Raw genomic sequence first — 16,457 nt, 5'->3', positions numbered from 1 at the left:
GGGCCGGTGCGCTCAGCCGAGCTCGCTGGTGCCCGAGTACAGGTGCAGGACCGGCACGTGCAGCTCCTCGCGGGCGCGGGACGCCCAGTCCCGGTGGAACGTGTCCTCGAGCGCGTGCGGGTACGTCACGACGACGACCTCGCGCGCGCCCTCGGACGCGACGGCGGACCGGAGCGCCGGCAGCGGGTCGTCGTCGACGACCACGCCGCTGGCGGTCGCGCCGGCCTCGGCGAACGCGGCGAGGCTCTCGGCGAGCTGCTCGGCGGCATCCGCGGCGGCCTCGGTCGGCTCGGGCTCGCGACCCAGGACGGTGTCGAGCGCGTCGCGCAGCTCGCCCATGCTCAGCTGGTCCACCAGCGACACGAGCACGTTGCGCTCGGTGTCCGCGGGGACGAGGACGCGGTACGCGAGCGTCTCGCCCTCGTGCAGCGAGAGGATGTGCGAGACGTCCGCCGAGGCGAGGGTGTCCTCCGTGAGGACCAGGATGGTGTCGGTCACGGGTCCGACACTATCGGGCGTCGGCGCTGCTCACCCGTCCGCCTCGCCCGTCCCCCCGGCGAGGTGCCACCGGCCCAGCAGCATCCCGTCGTGGTGCAGCAGGTGCGCGGCGGTGGCCCGCCGCGGGTGGATCCACTCGGCGCCCTGCACCGCCCGCAGCCCGGGGCCGGCCACGAGCAACGGGCTGGTCGTCAGGCACAGCTCGTCGACCAGGTCGGCGCGCACCAGGTCGGTGAGCAGGCGCGGCCCGCCCTCGGCGAGCACCCGGGTCAGGCCCCGCGCGGCGAGCGCGTCGAGCGCGGCGGGCAGGTCGACGGCGTCCGAGCCCGCGACCAGCACGTGGTCGTCGCCGAGCTCGGCGCGCAGCTCGTCCAACCGGGGGCACGCCTGCGTCGTGACGACGTACGGCGGGCGGTCCGTGCCCAGCAGTCCCGGCGGGACGGCACCGGACGCCGTGACGAGCGCGAGCTCCAGGTCGGGCGCCTGACCCCGGGCGGCCCGGGCGGCGCGGAGGTCCGCGGGCACCGCGAGCGGCGTGTAGCCCTCCGCCCGGGCCGTCCCGGCACCCACGAGGACGACGTCCGCGACGGCCCGCATCACCCGGAACACCCGCCAGTCCGCGGGGCCGTTGATGCTGCGCGACCGGCCGTCCGGGCCCTGGGCGGCGCCGTCGAGCGTCGCGATCATGTTCCCGCGGACCGACGCCGTGCGACCGGGCCGCCGCGCGGGGTGCGCGTACAGCGCGTGCAGCGCGGGCTCGCCGGGCTCCGGGGCCAGGGTGCTCCCCGCGCGGTCGAGGGGCAGCAGGACGTCCAGGGGCGGAGCTCGCGGGCCATGCCGGTCAGCCTAGGCGCGGCGTGGTCGGTCCTGCGCCGGGCGCCCGCGCGGCATAGGCTCAGCGGCCGTGACCCCGAGCACCACGCCGACGACGGCGAGCCTGACCGAGCGACGTCCCGAGGTGGCGCCCGACCGGCTGCTGGCCGAGCGCGTCCCCCCGCGCCACTTCGCCCACGAGTCGTTCGACACCTACCGGCCCGACACCCGGTACCCGAGCCAGCAGGCCGCGGTCGACCGGCTGCGCGAGGTCGCCGCCACGCTCACCGGCGGATCCCGGCCCGGTGGTGGGGGCGTCGGGGGACTGCGGTGGTTCCGGCGCAAGCCCGCCGCGGTGCCCGCGGTGTACCTCGACGGCGGGTTCGGCGTCGGCAAGACCCACCTGCTCGCGTCGCTGGCGACCGCGGTCGGGCCCGAGGCGTCGTCGTACGGGACGTTCGTGGAGTACACCAACCTCGTCGGCGCCCTCGGGTTCCGACCGACCGTCGACGCCCTCGCCACGCGGCGCCTCGTCTGCATCGACGAGTTCGAGCTCGACGACCCCGGCGACACCGTGCTGATGTCCCGGCTGCTGCGCGAGCTCACCGACCGCGGCGTGGCGCTGGCCGCCACGTCGAACACCCTCCCGGAGTCGCTCGGCGAGGGTCGGTTCGCGGCGGACGACTTCCTGCGCGAGATCCAGGACCTGTCCGGGCGGTTCGAGGTGCTGCGGATCGACGGTCAGGACTACCGGCAGCGGTCCACGGTGACCGACGCGCCGGGGCTCGACGACGCCGCGGTGCGCGCGGCCGTGGACGGGGTGGCCGGCGCGACGCTGGACGACTTCGGGGCGCTGTGCGCGCACCTGGCCACGGTGCACCCGTCCCGGTACGGGGCGCTGCTCGACGGCGTGGACCTCGTCGGGCTCACCGGTGTCGGACCGCTGCGCGACCAGGACGTGGCGCTGCGGCTGGTCGTCCTGGTCGACCGGCTCTACGACCGCGACGTGCCGGTGCTGCTCGGCGGTGCGGGGGAGTCCGTGCTGTTCTCCGAGCAGATGCTCGGCGGCGGGTACCGCAAGAAGTACTTCCGGGCGCTGTCCCGGCTCGGCGCGCTCGCCGAGCGCGGCCGCGCGGAGGTCACCCCCGCCCCCTGAGCCTCGCACCGAGCGCGCCCGGCCCGCCGCCCGTCCTGCCGCGAGCCCGGCGCGGGTCGGCCGGTCACCCCTGAGGCTCGCCGAGAGAGGACCGTCGCGCCGAGATCGGGCCGTGCACGGACCTGTCTCGCCGCGGACGTCCTGTCTCGGCGCGCGCCCGGCACGCGTGTCGGCGCCCGGCGAGCCGTGCGCGCGGAGGCCCTCTCTCGGCGCGCGCCCGGCACGCGTGTCGGCGGCAGGAGGGCCGTGCGGGGAGGGGAAACCGCGCCGGTGACGCGGCCCGCGTCCGGCACCTGCGCCTGCGCGTCCGCCGACACAGGGCCTCCGCGTCGAGATGGGGCGTTGCACCGCCCTGTCTCGACGCGGGCGCCCTGTCTCGGCGAGCGCGCGGGGGTCAGGTCAGGATGGTGACCGAGCGGGGCGGGACGACCACGCGGGTGTCGGTGTCCGGCACGACGACGTCCCGCGGGGCGGCGTCGGAGCTTGCGCCCTCGTGACGTGCGCCCGCGGGGCCTGCGCCCGCGGGGCCCGCGCCCTCGTGACCTGCGGGCTCGTGCCCCGGGTCGCCGGGGCGGACGACCCGGGCGTGGGTCCATGCCGCCCGCACGGTGAGGTCGCGGTCCGTGCGCAGCGGCACGGTGCGCTCGGCGTCCGCGAGGTTGACCACGATGCGGGCGTCACCGCGGTGCAGCACCAGCCAGTCCGCCCACGGGCCGTCCTCGGGCACCTCGACCGGCGCCCAGGTGAGGTCCGTGGCCCGCCGGTCCCCGGACGCGAGGTCGGGGACGTCGCGTCGCAGCGAGATCAGCGTCCGGTACCAGTCGAGCATCCGGGCGTGGCCGGGGAGGTCGGGCTCGGCCCAGTCGAGGCGGCTGGCCTCGAAGGTCGCGGGGTCCTGCGGGTCGGGCACCTCGAACGCCTCGTCGGTCTCCCCGTACATCGACGCCCAGCCGTGGCCGCCGAACTCCCGGGAGCGGCCCTCGCGGACGGCCTGGGCGAGGTCGGGCTCGGGGTGGTCGGTCACGTACATCCAGGGGGTGCGCGCGGCCCACTCCTCGCCCATGAACAGCATCGGCGTGTACGGGGACAGCAGCACGAGCGCGGCGGTCGCGGCGAGGGCACCGTCGTCGAGCACGGCGGTGGGCCGGTCGCCGCGGGCGCGGTTGCCGACCTGGTCGTGGTCGGAGCCGAACACGACGAACCGGTGCCCGTCGACCTCGGGCGGCACGGGCCGGCCCCAGTGCTCCCCCCGGAACGTCGAGAAGGAGCCGTCGTGCACGAACACCCCGGTCATCGCCTGCCGCAGCGTGGCGGGCGACCCGAAGTCGACGTAGTACCCGTGCCGCTCCCCGGTGAGGAGGGCGTGCAGGGCGTGGTGGACGTCGTCGGCCCACTGCCCGGTCATGCCCCACCCGCCGTCGGCTGTCGGCGTGACGCTGACCGGGTCGTTGAGGTCGACCTCGGCGATCAGGGACAGCGGCCGCCCGAGCTCGGTGGCCAGGGCGGCGACCTCGTCGGACAGCTGCGCGAGCACGTGCCGGGGCGAGTCGTCGACGAGGGCGTGCACCGCGTCGAGGCGCAGCGCGTCCACGTGGAAGTCGCGCAGCCACCGCAGCGCGCTGTCGAGGACCCAGCGGCGGACCTCGTGCGAGCCGTCGTCGTCGAGGTTGACGGCCGCACCCCACGGGGTGTGGTGGGCGTCGGTGAAGTAGGGCCCGAACTCGCCCAGGTAGTTCCCGGACGGCCCGAGGTGGTTGTGCACGACGTCGAGGCAGACGGCGAGCCCGGCGCCGTGCGCGGCGTCGACGAACCGCTGGAGCGCCGCGGGGCCGCCGTAGGGCTCGTGGACGCCGTAGAGGCCGACGCCGTCGTACCCCCAGCCGTGCACGCCGCTGAACGGCGCGATCGGCAGCAGCTCGACGACCTGGACGCCGAGCGCGGCGAGGTGGTCGAGCCGCTCGGCGGCGGCGTCGAGGGTGCCGTCGGGCGTGAAGGTGCCGACGTGCAGCTCGTACACGACCGAGCCCCGCACGTCCCGGCCGGGCCAGCCCGCGTCGGACCAGGCGTGCCGCGCGGCGTCGAACACCCGGCTGGGGCCGTGCACGCCATCGGGCTGCCACGCGCTGCGCGGGTCGGGCCGGGGGTCGCCACCGTCGAGCACGAACGCGTAGTCGGTGCCGTGCGGCAGGTCCCGGTCGACCGTCCACCAGCCGTCGCCCGCGGCGCGCAGGGGCAGGTCGGCCTCCCCGGCGTCGTCGGACGCGGGCAGGTGCAGGGCGACCGTGCGCGCGTGCGGCGCCCAGACGTCCCCGGGCCGGCGGGCGGCGCCGGGTCCGGCGGCGGTCACGCGTCGCTCCGGCGGACGAGGAGCGCAACGGGCAGACGGTCGAGCAGCTCGGCCAGCGGGCGGACGCCGCCGTCGACGCGGCGGTCGCCGAGGACGTCGTGCCACTCGCCCTCGGGGAGGGCGACGGTGTGGTCGCCCCACCCGCCGAGCCGGTCGACCATCGCGGCGAGCCGGGTGGCGACGACCACGACGCGGGGCTCGCCGTCGGCGGTCCGGGCGTAGGTGAGGACGTGGCCGGAGGAGTGCGGCAGCGGTACGAACCCCGCGCCGGGGCCGACGAATGCCTCGGGGACGTCCCGGCGCAGGCGCAGGGCGCGGGAGGTGACGAGCAGCTTCTCGTCCGCGAGGTCCCGCGGGCCGGCGCCCTCGTCGAGGCGGGCGAGCCGGGCGGCGAGCGCCTCGGTGTCGACGGGCCGGCGGTTGTCCGGGTCGACGAGCGCGACCGCGGGCACCTCGGTGCCCTGGTAGACGTCGGCGACGCCCGGCAGGGTCAGCTGCACCAGCTTCTGCCCGAGGGTCGCGCCGCGCACGGCGGCCCGGGTGCGGTGCTCCCAGGCCTCGAGCAGCTCGGCGACGCGCGGGTCGGCGAGCACCTGCGTGGCGGCGTCGAGCACGGCCCGCTCGTAGGCGTCGTCCGGCGCGGTCCACGACGTGTGGTCCTTCGCCTCGCGGACGGCCTTGGTCAGGTACTCCGTGAGGCGGTCGGTGGCGATCGGGCCGTCCGCGGTCCAGGTGCCGGCGAGGGTCTGCCAGAGCAGGTTCTCCGTGCGGCCGTCCAGCAGGGTGCTGCGGTACGCGGCGGACGCGGCGCGCAGCCCGGCGACGAGCTCCGTCCACTCCACGGGGAGCTCCGACAGCACGCCCAGGCGGGCGCGCACGTCCTCGCTGCGCTTGGTGTCGTGCGTGGAGAGCGTGGTCATGCCGAGGGGGGTCTGGAGCTGGGCACGCGACGCCCAGGCCAGCAGCTCGGTGGGGGACAGGGCGAACCGCTCGGGCTCGCCGCCGACCTCCGTGAGCGCGACGAGGTGCGTCCAGCGGTAGAACGCGGTGTCCTCGACGCCCTTGGCCATGACGGCGCCGCAGGTCTGCTGGAACCGGACGACGAGCTCGTCGCGCCGGGCGTCCCGGGTGCGGCCGGCGCTGCCGACCTCCCGCCCGAGGAGCAGGTCGACGACTACGTCCATGGTGGCGGCGCGCTCGGGTGCGAGGCGCTCGCGGGCGATCCGCGCGGCCTGCTCGAGCGCCTCGGTGTCGGTCGGGTGCGGCGTGGCCCCGGGGACGACGTACGCCCGGTACCGGTCGAACGCGACCAGCAGCTCGACGAGGCAGTCGTGCAGGGACCGCCAGGTGTGGTCGCGCAGCCGGAGGTCGTCGCGGCAGACCTCGGCGGCGAGCTCGGTGAGCCGGTGCACCTCCGCGTAGAGCGCACGGTCCACGACCTGGCGCTTGGCGGTGTCGACGAGCTCGGGCAGCGTGTCCACGGACTCGCCGGTGAGCCGGTGCATGAGCGCGCCGAGCCGGGCTGCACCGCCCGGGTCGACGAACGCCTGCTGGATCCGCCAGAGCGCCTCGTACCCGGTGGTGCCGGCGGTGTCCCAGTCGGCGGGGAGCTCCTCGTCGCCCTGCAGGATCTTCTCGACCACGACCCACGCGCCGCCGGAGCGGTCACGGAGCCGGTCGAGGTAGCCGCCGGGGTCGGCGAGCCCGTCCGGGTGGTCGATCCGCAGGCCGTCGAGCACGCCCTCGTCGAGGAGCCGCAGGACGAGGTCGTGCGTCGCGTCGAACACGGTCGGGTCCTCGACGCGGATCGCGGCGAGGGTGCCCACGTCGAAGAACCGGCGGTAGTTGAGCTCCTCGTCCGCGACCCGCCAGTACGCCAGCCGGTAGTGCTGGCGCTCCAGCAGCTCGGCGAGCGGCAGCTGCTCGGTCCCGGGTCGCACGGGGAACGCGTGGTCGTGGTACCGCAGCACGGCGACGGGCTGGTCGCCCTGGCCGGGGACGACCTCGTGCTCGAGGTGCAGCTGGCCCGAGGCGAGCACCGCCCCGATCCGGTCGCCGAGCACGGGCATCAGCACGTCGCCCTGCCCCGCGGACCAGTCGACGTCGAACCAGCTCGCGTAGGGGGAGTCCGGGCCCTCGGCGAGCACGGACCACAGGGCCTTGTTGTGCCACGCCGGGGTGGGCACGGCCATGTGGTTCGGCACGATGTCGAGCACCAGGCCGAGGCCGGCGGCGTGCGCGCGGTCCGCGAGCCGGCGCAGGGCGGGCTCGCCACCGAGCACCGGCGAGATCTCGTCGTGGTCGACCACGTCGTACCCGTGCGTAGAGCCGGGCGCGGCGGTCAGCACGGGGGACAGGTACACGTGCGTGACGCCGAGGTCGGCCAGGTACGGCACCCGCTCCGCGACGTCGTCGAGGGTCAGGTCGGCGCCGAGCTGCACCCGGTAGGTGGACGTCGGGACGGGCCGGCCGGGCGCCGGGAGCCGCCGCGTGGGGGTGCGGGCCTCGCCGCCGCGGTCGACGCTCACGCGCCGGATCCCGTGCTGCCGGACGCCGTGGCGTCGGGGCGCGGCGGCGCGACCTTGAGGTGCGAGGGCACGTCGGTGGACGCGGTGGACGGCGCGCCGGTCGCGAGCGACGTGGTCGCCGGGGCCTGCGTCACCGGGTCGATCGCCTGCACCGGCGGCCGGGTCAGCACGACCGTGGACCGGTGCTCGATGCTCAGCTCGGCCCGCGCGGCGAGCTCGTCGCCGACCTCGAGCTGGTGGTCGGTGTCGAGCGCGACGGTCCACGTCGCGCCGTACTCCTCGTCGGGCAGCACGAACGTGACGGCCTCGGGCTGGGCGTTGAACAGGATGAGGAACGAGTCGTCGACGATCTCCTCGCCGCGCAGGTCGGGCTCGGCGATCGCGTCGCCGTTGAGGAAGACCATGACGGCGCGGGCGAACTCCTCCTGCCACTGCGCGTCGGACATGTGCTGCCCGGCCGGGGTGAGCCACGCGATGTCGCGCAGGTCGGACTCGCCGCCGCGCTCGGGTGCGCCGGCGAAGAACCGGCGCCGACGGAACACGGGGTGGTCGCGGCGCAGGTGCACGACGCGCCGGGCGAAGTCGAGCAGCGACGTGCGCGGCTCGTCCAGGTCCCAGTCCACCCACGACAGCTCGTCGTCCTGGCAGTACACGTTGTTGTTGCCCTGCTGGGTGCGACCGAGCTCGTCGCCGTGGGCGATCATCGGGACGCCCTGGGACAGCAGCAGCGTGGTGAGGAAGTTGCGCTGCTGCCGACCGCGCAGGTCGTTGATCGCCGGGTCGTCGGTCGGGCCCTCGGCGCCGGAGTTCCACGACCGGTTGTGGCTCTCGCCGTCGCGGTTGTCCTCGCCGTTGGCCTCGTTGTGCTTCTCGTTGTACGACACGAGGTCCGCGAGCGTGAACCCGTCGTGCGCGGTCACGAAGTTGACGCTGGCGATCGGGCGCCGGCCCGAGTGCTCGTAGAGGTCCGAGGACCCGGACAGCCGGCTCGCGAACTCCGCGAGCGTCGACGGCTCGCCGCGCCAGAAGTCGCGGACGGTGTCCCGGTACTGCCCGTTCCACTCCGACCACAGGGGCGGGAACCCGCCGACCTGGTAGCCCCCGTCGCCGAGGTCCCACGGCTCCGCGATGAGCTTGACCTGGGAGATGATCGGGTCCTGCTGGACGATGTCGAAGAACGCCGACAGCCGGTCCACCTCGTGGAACTGGCGCGCGAGCGTCGCGGCGAGGTCGAACCGGAAGCCGTCGACGTGCATGTCCTGCACCCAGTAGCGCAGCGAGTCCATGATCATCTGCAGCACGTGCGGCGAGCGCATGAGCAGCGAGTTGCCGGTACCGGTCGTGTCGAAGTAGTGCGCCTGGTCCTCGTCCACGAGCCGGTAGTACGACGCGTTGTCGATGCCGCGGAACGACAGCGTCGGGCCCATGTGGTTGCCCTCGGCGGTGTGGTTGTAGACGACGTCGAGGATGACCTCGATGTCGGCGGCGTGCAGGGCCTTGACCATCGCCTTGAACTCCTGCACCTGCTGGCCGGTGCTGCCGAACGCGGCGTAGGCGTTGTGCGGCGCGAAGAAGCCGATGGTGTTGTAGCCCCAGTAGTTCGACAGCCCCTTCTCCTGCAAGGAGGGGTCGTTGACGAACTGGTGCACGGGCATGAGCTCGACCGCCGTCACGCCGAGGTTCGACAGGTGCTCGATCACCGCGGGGTGCGCCAGGGCCGAGTAGGTCCCGCGCATCTCCTCCGGGACGGCCGGGTGCAGCCGGGTCAGGCCGCGCACGTGCGCCTCGTAGATCACCGAGTCGTGGTACTCGTGCTGCGGCGGGCGGTCGTGGCCCCAGTCGAAGTACGGGTTCACGACCACGGACGTCATCGTGTGCGCCGCGGAGTCGTCGGTGTTGCGCTCGTCCTCGGCGCCGAACCGGTACGAGTACAGCGACGGGTCGCCGTCGACCTGCCCGTCGATCGCCTTCGCGTACGGGTCGAGCAGCAGCTTGGACGGGTCGCACCGGTGCCCCTGCTCGGGGTCGTACGGGCCGTGCACCCGGTAGCCGTACCGCTGGCCCGGCTGCAGCGCCGGGAGGTAGCCGTGCCAGACGAACGCGTCGACCTCGGGCAGGTCGACGCGGGTCTCGTTGCCCGCCTCGTCGAACAGGCAGAGCTCGACGCGCTCGGCCACGCCGGAGAACAGCGCGAAGTTCGTGCCGCTCCCGTCGTACGTCGCGCCGAGCGGGTAGGGGCGTCCGGGCCAGATCCTCATGCGGGGCAGTCCTTCGGGGTGTCGCGAGCACGGGGGGTGCGTGAGCACGGGGTGCGTGAGCAGGGGGTGCTCCTGGGCACAGCGTGCCAGGGGTCACCCACACTCCGCAGGACGAACGCCGCGCCCGGGTGACGGCGGGCGGGGGTGGCGCGGCGCTCGCGGTCCCGGTGCCGGCGCCCGTCCTGCGGTCCGGCGGGCCGCGGACGCCTCGCGTTCACCCGTCCCAGGCCCTTCGTTCACTCCGACGGACTATCGCATATCGGGCAAATCGGACGCATAGTTCGGGGTATGGCCGATGAGGACGACGCGCACGTGGTGATCACCAACGCCGACATCGCGGCCGCCAAGCGCGACTGGCAGCTCGCCCGGAGCCGCGGCGACGCCCCGGACCGCGTCGACGCCGCGCTCGACCTCTACCGCCGCCTCATCTCCGCGCAGGCCCAGCAGATCGCCGACACCTACCGCCGGACGGGGGCGCTGCGCTCCGACCAGGGCTGACCGGCAGCGGCCGACCCGCCGGTCAGCGAGCCGCGTCGGACGTGGTCAGCACCACGCCGCGACCGGCGAGCCGGGTCAGCGCGTCGATGGTCGTCCGCACGCCCACCCCGGCGGTGAGGTCGGTGAGCACCCGGACCCCGAACCCGGCGTCCAGCGCGTCGAGCGCGGTCGCGGTGACGCAGTGGTCCGTGGCCAGCCCGACGACGTCCACCTCGGCCACCCCGGCTCCGAGCAGCGCGTCGGCGAGCGCGCCCGCGCCGCCGGTCACGACGACACCCTCGAACCCGGAGTAGTCCTGCCGGCCCTGCCCCTTGCGCACGTGCAGGGTGCGCGCGGGCAGCCGCAGCGCGGGGTGGTACGCGGCGCCGTCGGTGTCCCGCACGCAGTGCTCGGGCCACGTCGCGACGTAGTCGGGGTCGGCGCCCACCGCGAAGTGGCCGGCGTTGCTGTCCGGCAGCGGCTCGTGCCAGTCGGCGGTCGCGACGACCACGTCGTACCCGTCGCCGGCGCCGTCGAGGTACGCGGACACGTGCTCGGCCACCGCGGAGCCGCCCGCGACGGCGAGCGCCCCGCCCTCGCAGAAGTCGTTCTGCACGTCCACCACGACCAGTGCCCGGACCACCGCGACCTCCCGACCCGGATCCGCACCGTGCGGGACCGACCCGCCCACTCTACGAACCGGCGCGCCGGGCCACGACGACGGTGCCGTCGCGCTCGTCGTCGTGCACCACGTGGGCCGTGAGCCCGTGCGCCGCGCAGGCCGCGACGGTGGCGGGGGCCTGCCGCCCGCTCGTCTCGATGAGCAGGTGACCGCCGGGGGCCAGCCAGCGCGGTGCGGCGGCGGCGACGCGCCGGTGCAGGTCGACGCCGTCCGCGCCGCCGTCCAGCGCTACGTGCGGCTCGTGCTCCCGCGCCTCGACGGGCATGTGCGCGATCTCGGCGGTCGGCACGTACGGGGCGTTGGCGACGAGGACGTCCACCCGGCCGAGCAGCCGGGCCGGCAGCGGCGCGTCGAGGTCGCCGAGCAGCACCTCGCCGCGGCCGGGCAGGAACGCCGCGACGTTGCGGGACGCGCACGCGGTGGCCGCGGGGTCCACGTCGGCGGCCCACAGCCGTGCGTCCGGCCGTGCCACCGCGACCGCGACGCCGACCGCCCCGCTGCCGCAGCACAGGTCGACGACCGTCGCGCCGTCCGGCAGCACCCGCAGCGCCTGCTCCACGAGCGTCCCCGTCCGGGCGCGCGGCACGAAGACCCCGGGCGCGACGGCGATCCGCAGCCCCTCGAAGAGCGCCCACCCGACGACCTGCTCCAGCGGCTCTCCGGCGACCCGCCGCACGGTCATCGCCTCGAGCGCCGCCTCGTCGACGGCCTCGGCGACCAGCAGCGCCGCCTCGTCCTCGGCGAACACGCACCCGGCCCCCCGCAGCCGCCCCACCAGCCGCTCGACCTCGCCACTCCCCACCCCGCTCACCACGCCGCGCACTCTACGACCCCCCACCCCCGCAGCGGTCGCCGGGACGCGAGGGCGTACGCGACACCACGAGGGCGTACTGCGGGGAGTACGCCCTCGTGGTGTCGCATGCGCCCTCGGTGGCGGTGGCGGTGGCGGTGGCGGTGCCGGTGGCGGTGGCGCTGGCGGTGTCGGTGGCGGTGGCCCGGCACCGCTGAGCTCCGCCAGCGGGTGGTCGATGGGGGCTGGGTGCAGGGGAAACCGCTACCCCGCAGGGAGGTCCGCCGTGCCGGAACGGGTCGTGCGTCTGGCCGAGGAGGTCGGCCGCGTCACCGACGAGAAGCTGCAGGGCATCGAGCAGGTCGCGCGCAGCACGAAGATGCTCGCGCTGAACGCCCTGATCGAGTCTGCGCGCGTCGGGGACGCCGGTGCGGGGTTCGCCGTCGTCGCCCGGGAGGTCGGGGAGGTCGCCGACCGCGCCCGCGCGCTCTCGGAGGAGCTGTCCGGCGAGCTCCGCCCGCGCCTGGACGAGCTGGTCGAGCTCGGGCACCAGCTCGTGGGCCGGGTCCGCGGCCAGCGGCTGGCCGACCTCGCGCTGAACGTGATCGAGCTGATGGACCGCAACCTCTACGAGCGGTCCTGCGACGTGCGGTGGTGGGCCACCGACGGCGCCCTCGTGGACGCCCTGACGACGCGGGACCCCGCGGCGGCCCGGCACGCGGGCGACCGGCTCGCGACGATCCTGCGCAGCTACACCGTCTACCTGGACCTGTGGCTCGCCGACGCGGACGGCCGGGTCGTGGCCCGCGCCGGGTCGGACCGCGGTGGCGTGGTCGGCAGCGACGTGCGCGACCAGGAGTGGTTCCGCGCGGCGATGGCGACCCGGGACGGCGACGCGTACGCCGCGCTCGACGTGGCGCGCGTCCCCGAGCTCGGGGGCCTCGCGGCGACCTACGCCACGGCGGTGCGCGCGGGCGGCGCCACGACCGGGGCGCCGGTGGGTGCGCTCGGGGTGTTCTTCGACTGGGAGCGGCAGTCCCGGGCGATCGTGGACGGCGTCCGGCTCGCGCCGGGGGAGCGGGAGCGCACCCGGGTGCTGGTCCTCGACCGGACGGGCCTGGTGCTCGCCGCGTCCGACGGCGTCGGCGTGCTCACCGAGCGGGTGCCGCTGCGCACGGCGGACGGCGCGAGCGGGTCCTACGTCGACGGTGGCGTGACCGTCGGATTCGCCGCGACGCCCGGGTACGAGACGTACGAGGGGCTGGGCTGGTACGGGGCGCTGGTCCAGCACGGGTGAGGTTGCGTCGACCAGCACGTCCGCGCCGGTAACCTGGTCGCGCGCCCCGGTAGCCCAACGGCAGAGGCAATCGGCTCAAACCCGATCCAGTGTGGGTTCGAATCCCACCCGGGGCACCTGTGTGCCGTGCGGACGGTGGCGCTGCCCGACCGGTGTGGGTGGTCGACGGCATGGTGGCCGCATGGACGACGACACCTTCATCCGCGCCCACCTCGCCCGCACCGAGCAGATCATCGAGGAGCGCGGCTGGGCCCAGCAGCACGTCCTCGGCGGCGGGGGCGAACCCGCGTTCACGTACACCGTGGGGCTGCACCGGGCAGGGCTGCCCGAGCTGATCGTGTTCGGCCCGCCCGACGACGTCGCCGCCCCGATGCTCGACTCCGTGGCCTGGCAGCTGCGGCAGGGGCGTGCCTACGTGGACGGCGACGTGGTCGACGGCCGCAAGGGCGGCCAGCCGGTCCGCGTCATGGAGGTCCTGGACTCGCGGACGCACCTGCTGCACGCGAACGCGCTGTCGCCGTCGCCGCTGCCGGTCCCGGCGCTGCAGCTGATCTACCCGGACCGGGACGGCCGGTGGCCCTGGCAACCCGGGTCGCGGATCGCGAGCGTCCCGCTGCTCGGCATCGTGCCCGACCTGGGACCCGCCTCTCCCGGCCGGCGGTAGCCGGACGGGTCAGGCGACCGCGTCGTCCACGACGGGGCTCGTCCCACCACCCGCCCACGGTGACGAGCAGCTCGTTCGCCCCCTCGGGCTTCGTCACCACGGCGACCCGGGCGGGCCGCCCGGTCTGCACCTGCAGGTACAGGTCCTCGCGCACGCTCCCGTCGGGCATGACGACGGGGCCCAGGCGGTCCTGGTCCACGATCCCGCCCGAGTGCCGGCCGCGGGGCCAGGGGAGGGTCCGCTCGGTGTCCTCGGTGGAGAGCCGCACGCCGTACCGGGCCTCCACCCGCGCCCACGTCGCGTCGTAGTCGTAGTGCTCCCGCCACGCGTCCAGGCGCGGCGGGAGGACCACGCCACCGGCGACGACCACGGCGACGAGCACGACCCCGCTGACCGCCCCTGCGGCCAGGACGAGCGCATGAACGCCCCGATCAGGAACAGCAGGGCGAACACCCCGACGACGAGGAGACCGACCACCACCGGGGTCAGCCAGGCGAAGGTCTGGACGGCGGCCACACCTGGCTGCATGGTTCCTCCGCGCGGGGCGCCGGGACCCTGCCGGCCCGGACCGGGAACACCCGGCGCGGGGCGACCGTACCGGACCTGAATCACGACCGACCGGTCAGCGTGCCGAGGTTCACAGGTGGACGAGCAGCCGCAACGGCGCTCGTGGTCCTAGAATCACTCCTCGTGAGCACCCAGGACGAGACGCCGAGCACGCCGTCGAGCAGCGAGCCGCAGGCCGGCGACGCCACCCTCGACCTCGACATCCCTCAGGCCCGCGCGGCCGAGGAGACCCCGGAGGTCGCCGCGAAGCCGGCGCGCCGCGCGGTCGTCGCCGAGGACGAGGCGCTGATCCGGATGGACGTCGTCGAGACGCTCCGCGAGGCGGGCTTCGACGTCGTGGGTGAGGCCGGCGACGGCGAGCAGGCCGTGGCCCTGGCCACCGAGCTCAAGCCGGACGTCGTCGTCATGGACGTGAAGATGCCGGTGCTCGACGGCATCTCCGCGGCGGAGCGCATCGCCAAGGCGCACCTCGCCCCGGTCGTGCTGCTCACCGCGTTCTCGCAGACCGAGCTCGTCGAGCGGGCGCGCGACGCCGGCGCGATGGCGTACGTCGTGAAGCCGTTCAGCCCGTCCGACCTGCTGCCGGCGGTGGAGATCGCGATCTCCCGCTACGCGCAGATCACCGCGCTCGAGTCCGAGGTCGCGGACCTCGCCGAGCGGTTCGAGACCCGCAAGCGAGTGGACCGGGCCAAGGGCCTGCTCATGACGAAGATGGGCCTGACGGAGCCGGAGTCGTTCCGCTGGATCCAGAAGACGTCGATGGACCGTCGCCTGACGATGCGCGAGGTCGCCGACGCCGTGATCGACCAGGTCGGCAGCGCGTCCTGACCCCAGCAGCACCCCCGACCGGCCACGAGGCCCGGTCCGCCCGCCCGGGTGGACCGGGCCTCGTGCCGTCTCACGGCGGGCGCGCGACCGTTGCGGGTCCGCGCGTCATCGGCGATAGTCACGATCCGGCAACAAGTGTGTTCTGAGACACAAACGACACATGCTGGACACACAGGACGCATACGGTCTCGGCCAATCGCCGGTGGTCGCGTACGACCCCGGCATCCGGCCGGGGCTCCCGGCCGGCAGTACTCATCGACAGGGGTACCACGCATGATTCGTACGAAGCAGGCCGTCCAGGCGGCCGCCCTCGCGGGTGCCGTCGCGCTCGTCCTCACCGCGTGCTCCAGCGGGGACGACGCGTCGGGAGGCGACGAGACCTCCGGTGGTGGCGACAGCGCCAGCCCGCTGATCATCGGCACGCTGCTCCCGCAGACGGGCACGCTGGCCTACCTCGGCCCGCCCGAGATCGCCGGTGTGGACCTCGCGGTCGAGGAGATCAACGAGGCCGGCGGCGTGCTCGGCTCGGACGTGCAGGTCGTGCACGCGGACTCCTCCGACGCCGACCACGCCGAGGTCGCCACGCAGTCGGTGACCGACCTGCTGTCGCAGGACGTCCAGGTGATCGTCGGCGCCGCGTCGTCCTCGGTGACGCTCAACGTCATCGACGACATCACCGGCGCCGAGGTCGTGCAGATCTCCCCGGCGAACACGGCGACGTCGCTGTCCGGCTACTCGGACTTCTACTTCCGCACCGCCCCGCCGGACACGGTCCAGGGTGCGGCGCTCGGCAACCTCATCACGGGTGACGGGCACGCCAACATCGGCATCCTCGTGTTCAACGACGACTACGGCACCTCGCTGCGGGACGTCGTCAAGAGCACGGTCGAGGAGGCCGGCGCCACGGTCGTCTACGGCAACGAGGGCGAGGAGTTCGACCCGGCCGCGTCGTCGTTCGCCACGGACGTCACGGCCCTCCAGGCGACCAGCCCCGACGCGGTCGTGGTGCTGGCGTTCGAGCAGACCAAGCAGATCATCCCCGAGCTCGTCGCGGCGGGCGTCGACCCGTCGACCATCTACATGGTCGACGGCAACACGGCCGACTACTCCGAGGACTTCCAGCCCGGCACGCTGGAGAACGCCCAGGGCACCATCCCGGGCGCGTTCCCCAGCGACGAGTTCCAGGCCCGCCTCAAGGAGGTCAACGACTCGCTGACCGACTACGCGTACGGACCCGAGTCGTACGACGCGACGATCCTCGCCGCCCTCGCGGCGGTCAAGGGCGGCGCGACCGACGGCCCGACGATCCAGGCCAACATGGCGGCGGTCTCGGGCGCGGACGGCGGCGAGGAGTGCACCACGTTCGCCGACTGCGTCGAGCTGCTCGACGCCGGTGAGGACATCCAGTACGTCGGGCAGGCCGGCATCGGCCCGTTCAACGAGGACAACGACCCGTCGTCGGCGTTCATCGGCGTCTACAAGTACGGGGCCGACAACAAGAACGTCTGGGTCAAGGCCGTGGAGGGCGAGGTCGGCTGACCTCGACCCACCG

At 74.7% G+C, this 16,457-nt stretch carries 13 protein-coding genes and 1 tRNA gene; 7 read left to right on the top strand and 7 right to left on the bottom strand.

The features are described from left to right. Positions 1-12 precede the first annotated feature (12 nt). Entirely contained in the window at positions 13-498 is a 486-nt protein-coding gene (locus tag AC1VL8_RS15505; RefSeq protein WP_389229652.1) for a hypothetical protein, read from the bottom strand. Between the two features lie 30 nt (positions 499-528). After that, a complete protein-coding gene (locus AC1VL8_RS15500; protein WP_483075788.1) occupies positions 529-1,185 on the bottom strand; it encodes a dihydrofolate reductase family protein in 657 nt (218 codons plus the stop codon). A 217-nt stretch (positions 1,186-1,402) separates the two neighbouring features. Here AC1VL8_RS15500 and zapE point away from each other — a divergent pair, with 217 nt between their 5' ends. Further along, positions 1,403-2,467 (top strand): cell division protein ZapE, encoded by a 1,065-nt coding sequence (gene zapE, locus AC1VL8_RS15495; protein WP_483075787.1) that lies wholly within the window; start codon positions 1,403-1,405, stop codon positions 2,465-2,467. Between the two features lie 394 nt (positions 2,468-2,861). Here the strand turns inward: zapE and treZ are convergent, their stop codons facing one another. Genes treZ through glgX form a run of 3 tightly spaced genes read right to left on the bottom strand, consistent with a single transcriptional unit; the run spans position 2,862 to position 9,600 of the window. Beyond that, on the bottom strand, positions 2,862-4,814 hold the full coding sequence (gene treZ, locus AC1VL8_RS15490; RefSeq protein WP_483075786.1) for a malto-oligosyltrehalose trehalohydrolase: 1,953 nt from the start codon (positions 4,812-4,814) through the stop codon (positions 2,862-2,864). Then, on the bottom strand, positions 4,811-7,342 hold the full coding sequence (treY, locus tag AC1VL8_RS15485) for a malto-oligosyltrehalose synthase (RefSeq protein ID WP_483075785.1): 2,532 nt from the start codon (positions 7,340-7,342) through the stop codon (positions 4,811-4,813). Before treY ends, treZ begins: the two co-directional genes overlap by 4 nt. After that, positions 7,339-9,600 (bottom strand): glycogen debranching protein GlgX, encoded by a 2,262-nt coding sequence (gene glgX / locus AC1VL8_RS15480; protein WP_483075784.1) that lies wholly within the window; start codon positions 9,598-9,600, stop codon positions 7,339-7,341. Before glgX ends, treY begins: the two co-directional genes overlap by 4 nt. Before the next feature lie 288 nt (positions 9,601-9,888). Between glgX and AC1VL8_RS15475 the strand changes: the two genes are divergently transcribed. Continuing rightward, entirely contained in the window at positions 9,889-10,098 is a 210-nt protein-coding gene (locus AC1VL8_RS15475; RefSeq protein WP_389229634.1) for a hypothetical protein, read from the top strand. 22 nt (positions 10,099-10,120) lie between these two features. Here the strand turns inward: AC1VL8_RS15475 and AC1VL8_RS15470 are convergent, their stop codons facing one another. Continuing rightward, positions 10,121-10,720 (bottom strand): isochorismatase family protein, encoded by a 600-nt coding sequence (locus AC1VL8_RS15470; RefSeq protein WP_483075783.1) that lies wholly within the window; start codon positions 10,718-10,720, stop codon positions 10,121-10,123. A gap of 49 nt (positions 10,721-10,769) precedes the next feature. Next, positions 10,770-11,573 (bottom strand): putative protein N(5)-glutamine methyltransferase, encoded by an 804-nt coding sequence (locus AC1VL8_RS15465; protein ID WP_483075782.1) that lies wholly within the window; start codon positions 11,571-11,573, stop codon positions 10,770-10,772. Between the two features lie 262 nt (positions 11,574-11,835). On the opposite strand from AC1VL8_RS15465, the gene AC1VL8_RS15460 reads away from it, so the two are divergent. The 5 genes from AC1VL8_RS15460 to AC1VL8_RS15440 all read left to right on the top strand — a co-directional run bounded on the left by AC1VL8_RS15460 (position 11,836) and on the right by AC1VL8_RS15440 (position 16,444). Further along, complete coding sequence (locus tag AC1VL8_RS15460) at positions 11,836-12,846, top strand: cache domain-containing protein (RefSeq protein WP_483075781.1); 1,011 nt, start codon at positions 11,836-11,838, stop codon at positions 12,844-12,846. A 43-nt stretch (positions 12,847-12,889) separates the two neighbouring features. Further along, positions 12,890-12,962: transfer RNA gene (locus AC1VL8_RS15455), tRNA-Leu, on the top strand. A gap of 65 nt (positions 12,963-13,027) precedes the next feature. Then, positions 13,028-13,510, top strand: a complete 483-nt coding sequence (locus AC1VL8_RS15450) for a DUF4262 domain-containing protein (protein ID WP_483075780.1) — start codon at positions 13,028-13,030, stop codon at positions 13,508-13,510. A gap of 690 nt (positions 13,511-14,200) precedes the next feature. Further along, positions 14,201-14,905, top strand: a complete 705-nt coding sequence (locus AC1VL8_RS15445; protein WP_389229617.1) for an ANTAR domain-containing response regulator — start codon at positions 14,201-14,203, stop codon at positions 14,903-14,905. A gap of 273 nt (positions 14,906-15,178) precedes the next feature. Next, a complete protein-coding gene (locus AC1VL8_RS15440; protein ID WP_389229614.1) occupies positions 15,179-16,444 on the top strand; it encodes an ABC transporter substrate-binding protein in 1,266 nt (421 codons plus the stop codon). The last annotated feature ends 13 nt before the right edge of the window (positions 16,445-16,457 follow it).

The sequence above is a fragment of the Cellulomonas sp. KU4C genome, assembly GCF_056868065.1.
The sequence above is the reverse complement of the archived record's forward strand: the minus strand, read 5'-3'. Positions and strand labels throughout refer to the sequence as shown.

Bases quoted from the DNA above. Each gene is read 5' to 3' on its own strand.
- AC1VL8_RS15500 (WP_483075788.1), bottom strand. From the start codon at position 1,185: ATGATCGCGACGCTCGACGGCGCCGCCCAGGGCCCGGACGGCCGGTCG.
- glgX (WP_483075784.1), bottom strand. From the start codon at position 9,600: ATGAGGATCTGGCCCGGACGCCCCTACCCGCTCGGCGCGACGTACGAC.
- AC1VL8_RS15475 (WP_389229634.1), top strand. From the start codon at position 9,889: ATGGCCGATGAGGACGACGCGCACGTGGTGATCACCAACGCCGACATC.
- AC1VL8_RS15450 (WP_483075780.1), top strand. From the start codon at position 13,028: ATGGACGACGACACCTTCATCCGCGCCCACCTCGCCCGCACCGAGCAG.
- AC1VL8_RS15440 (WP_389229614.1), top strand. From the start codon at position 15,179: ATGATTCGTACGAAGCAGGCCGTCCAGGCGGCCGCCCTCGCGGGTGCC.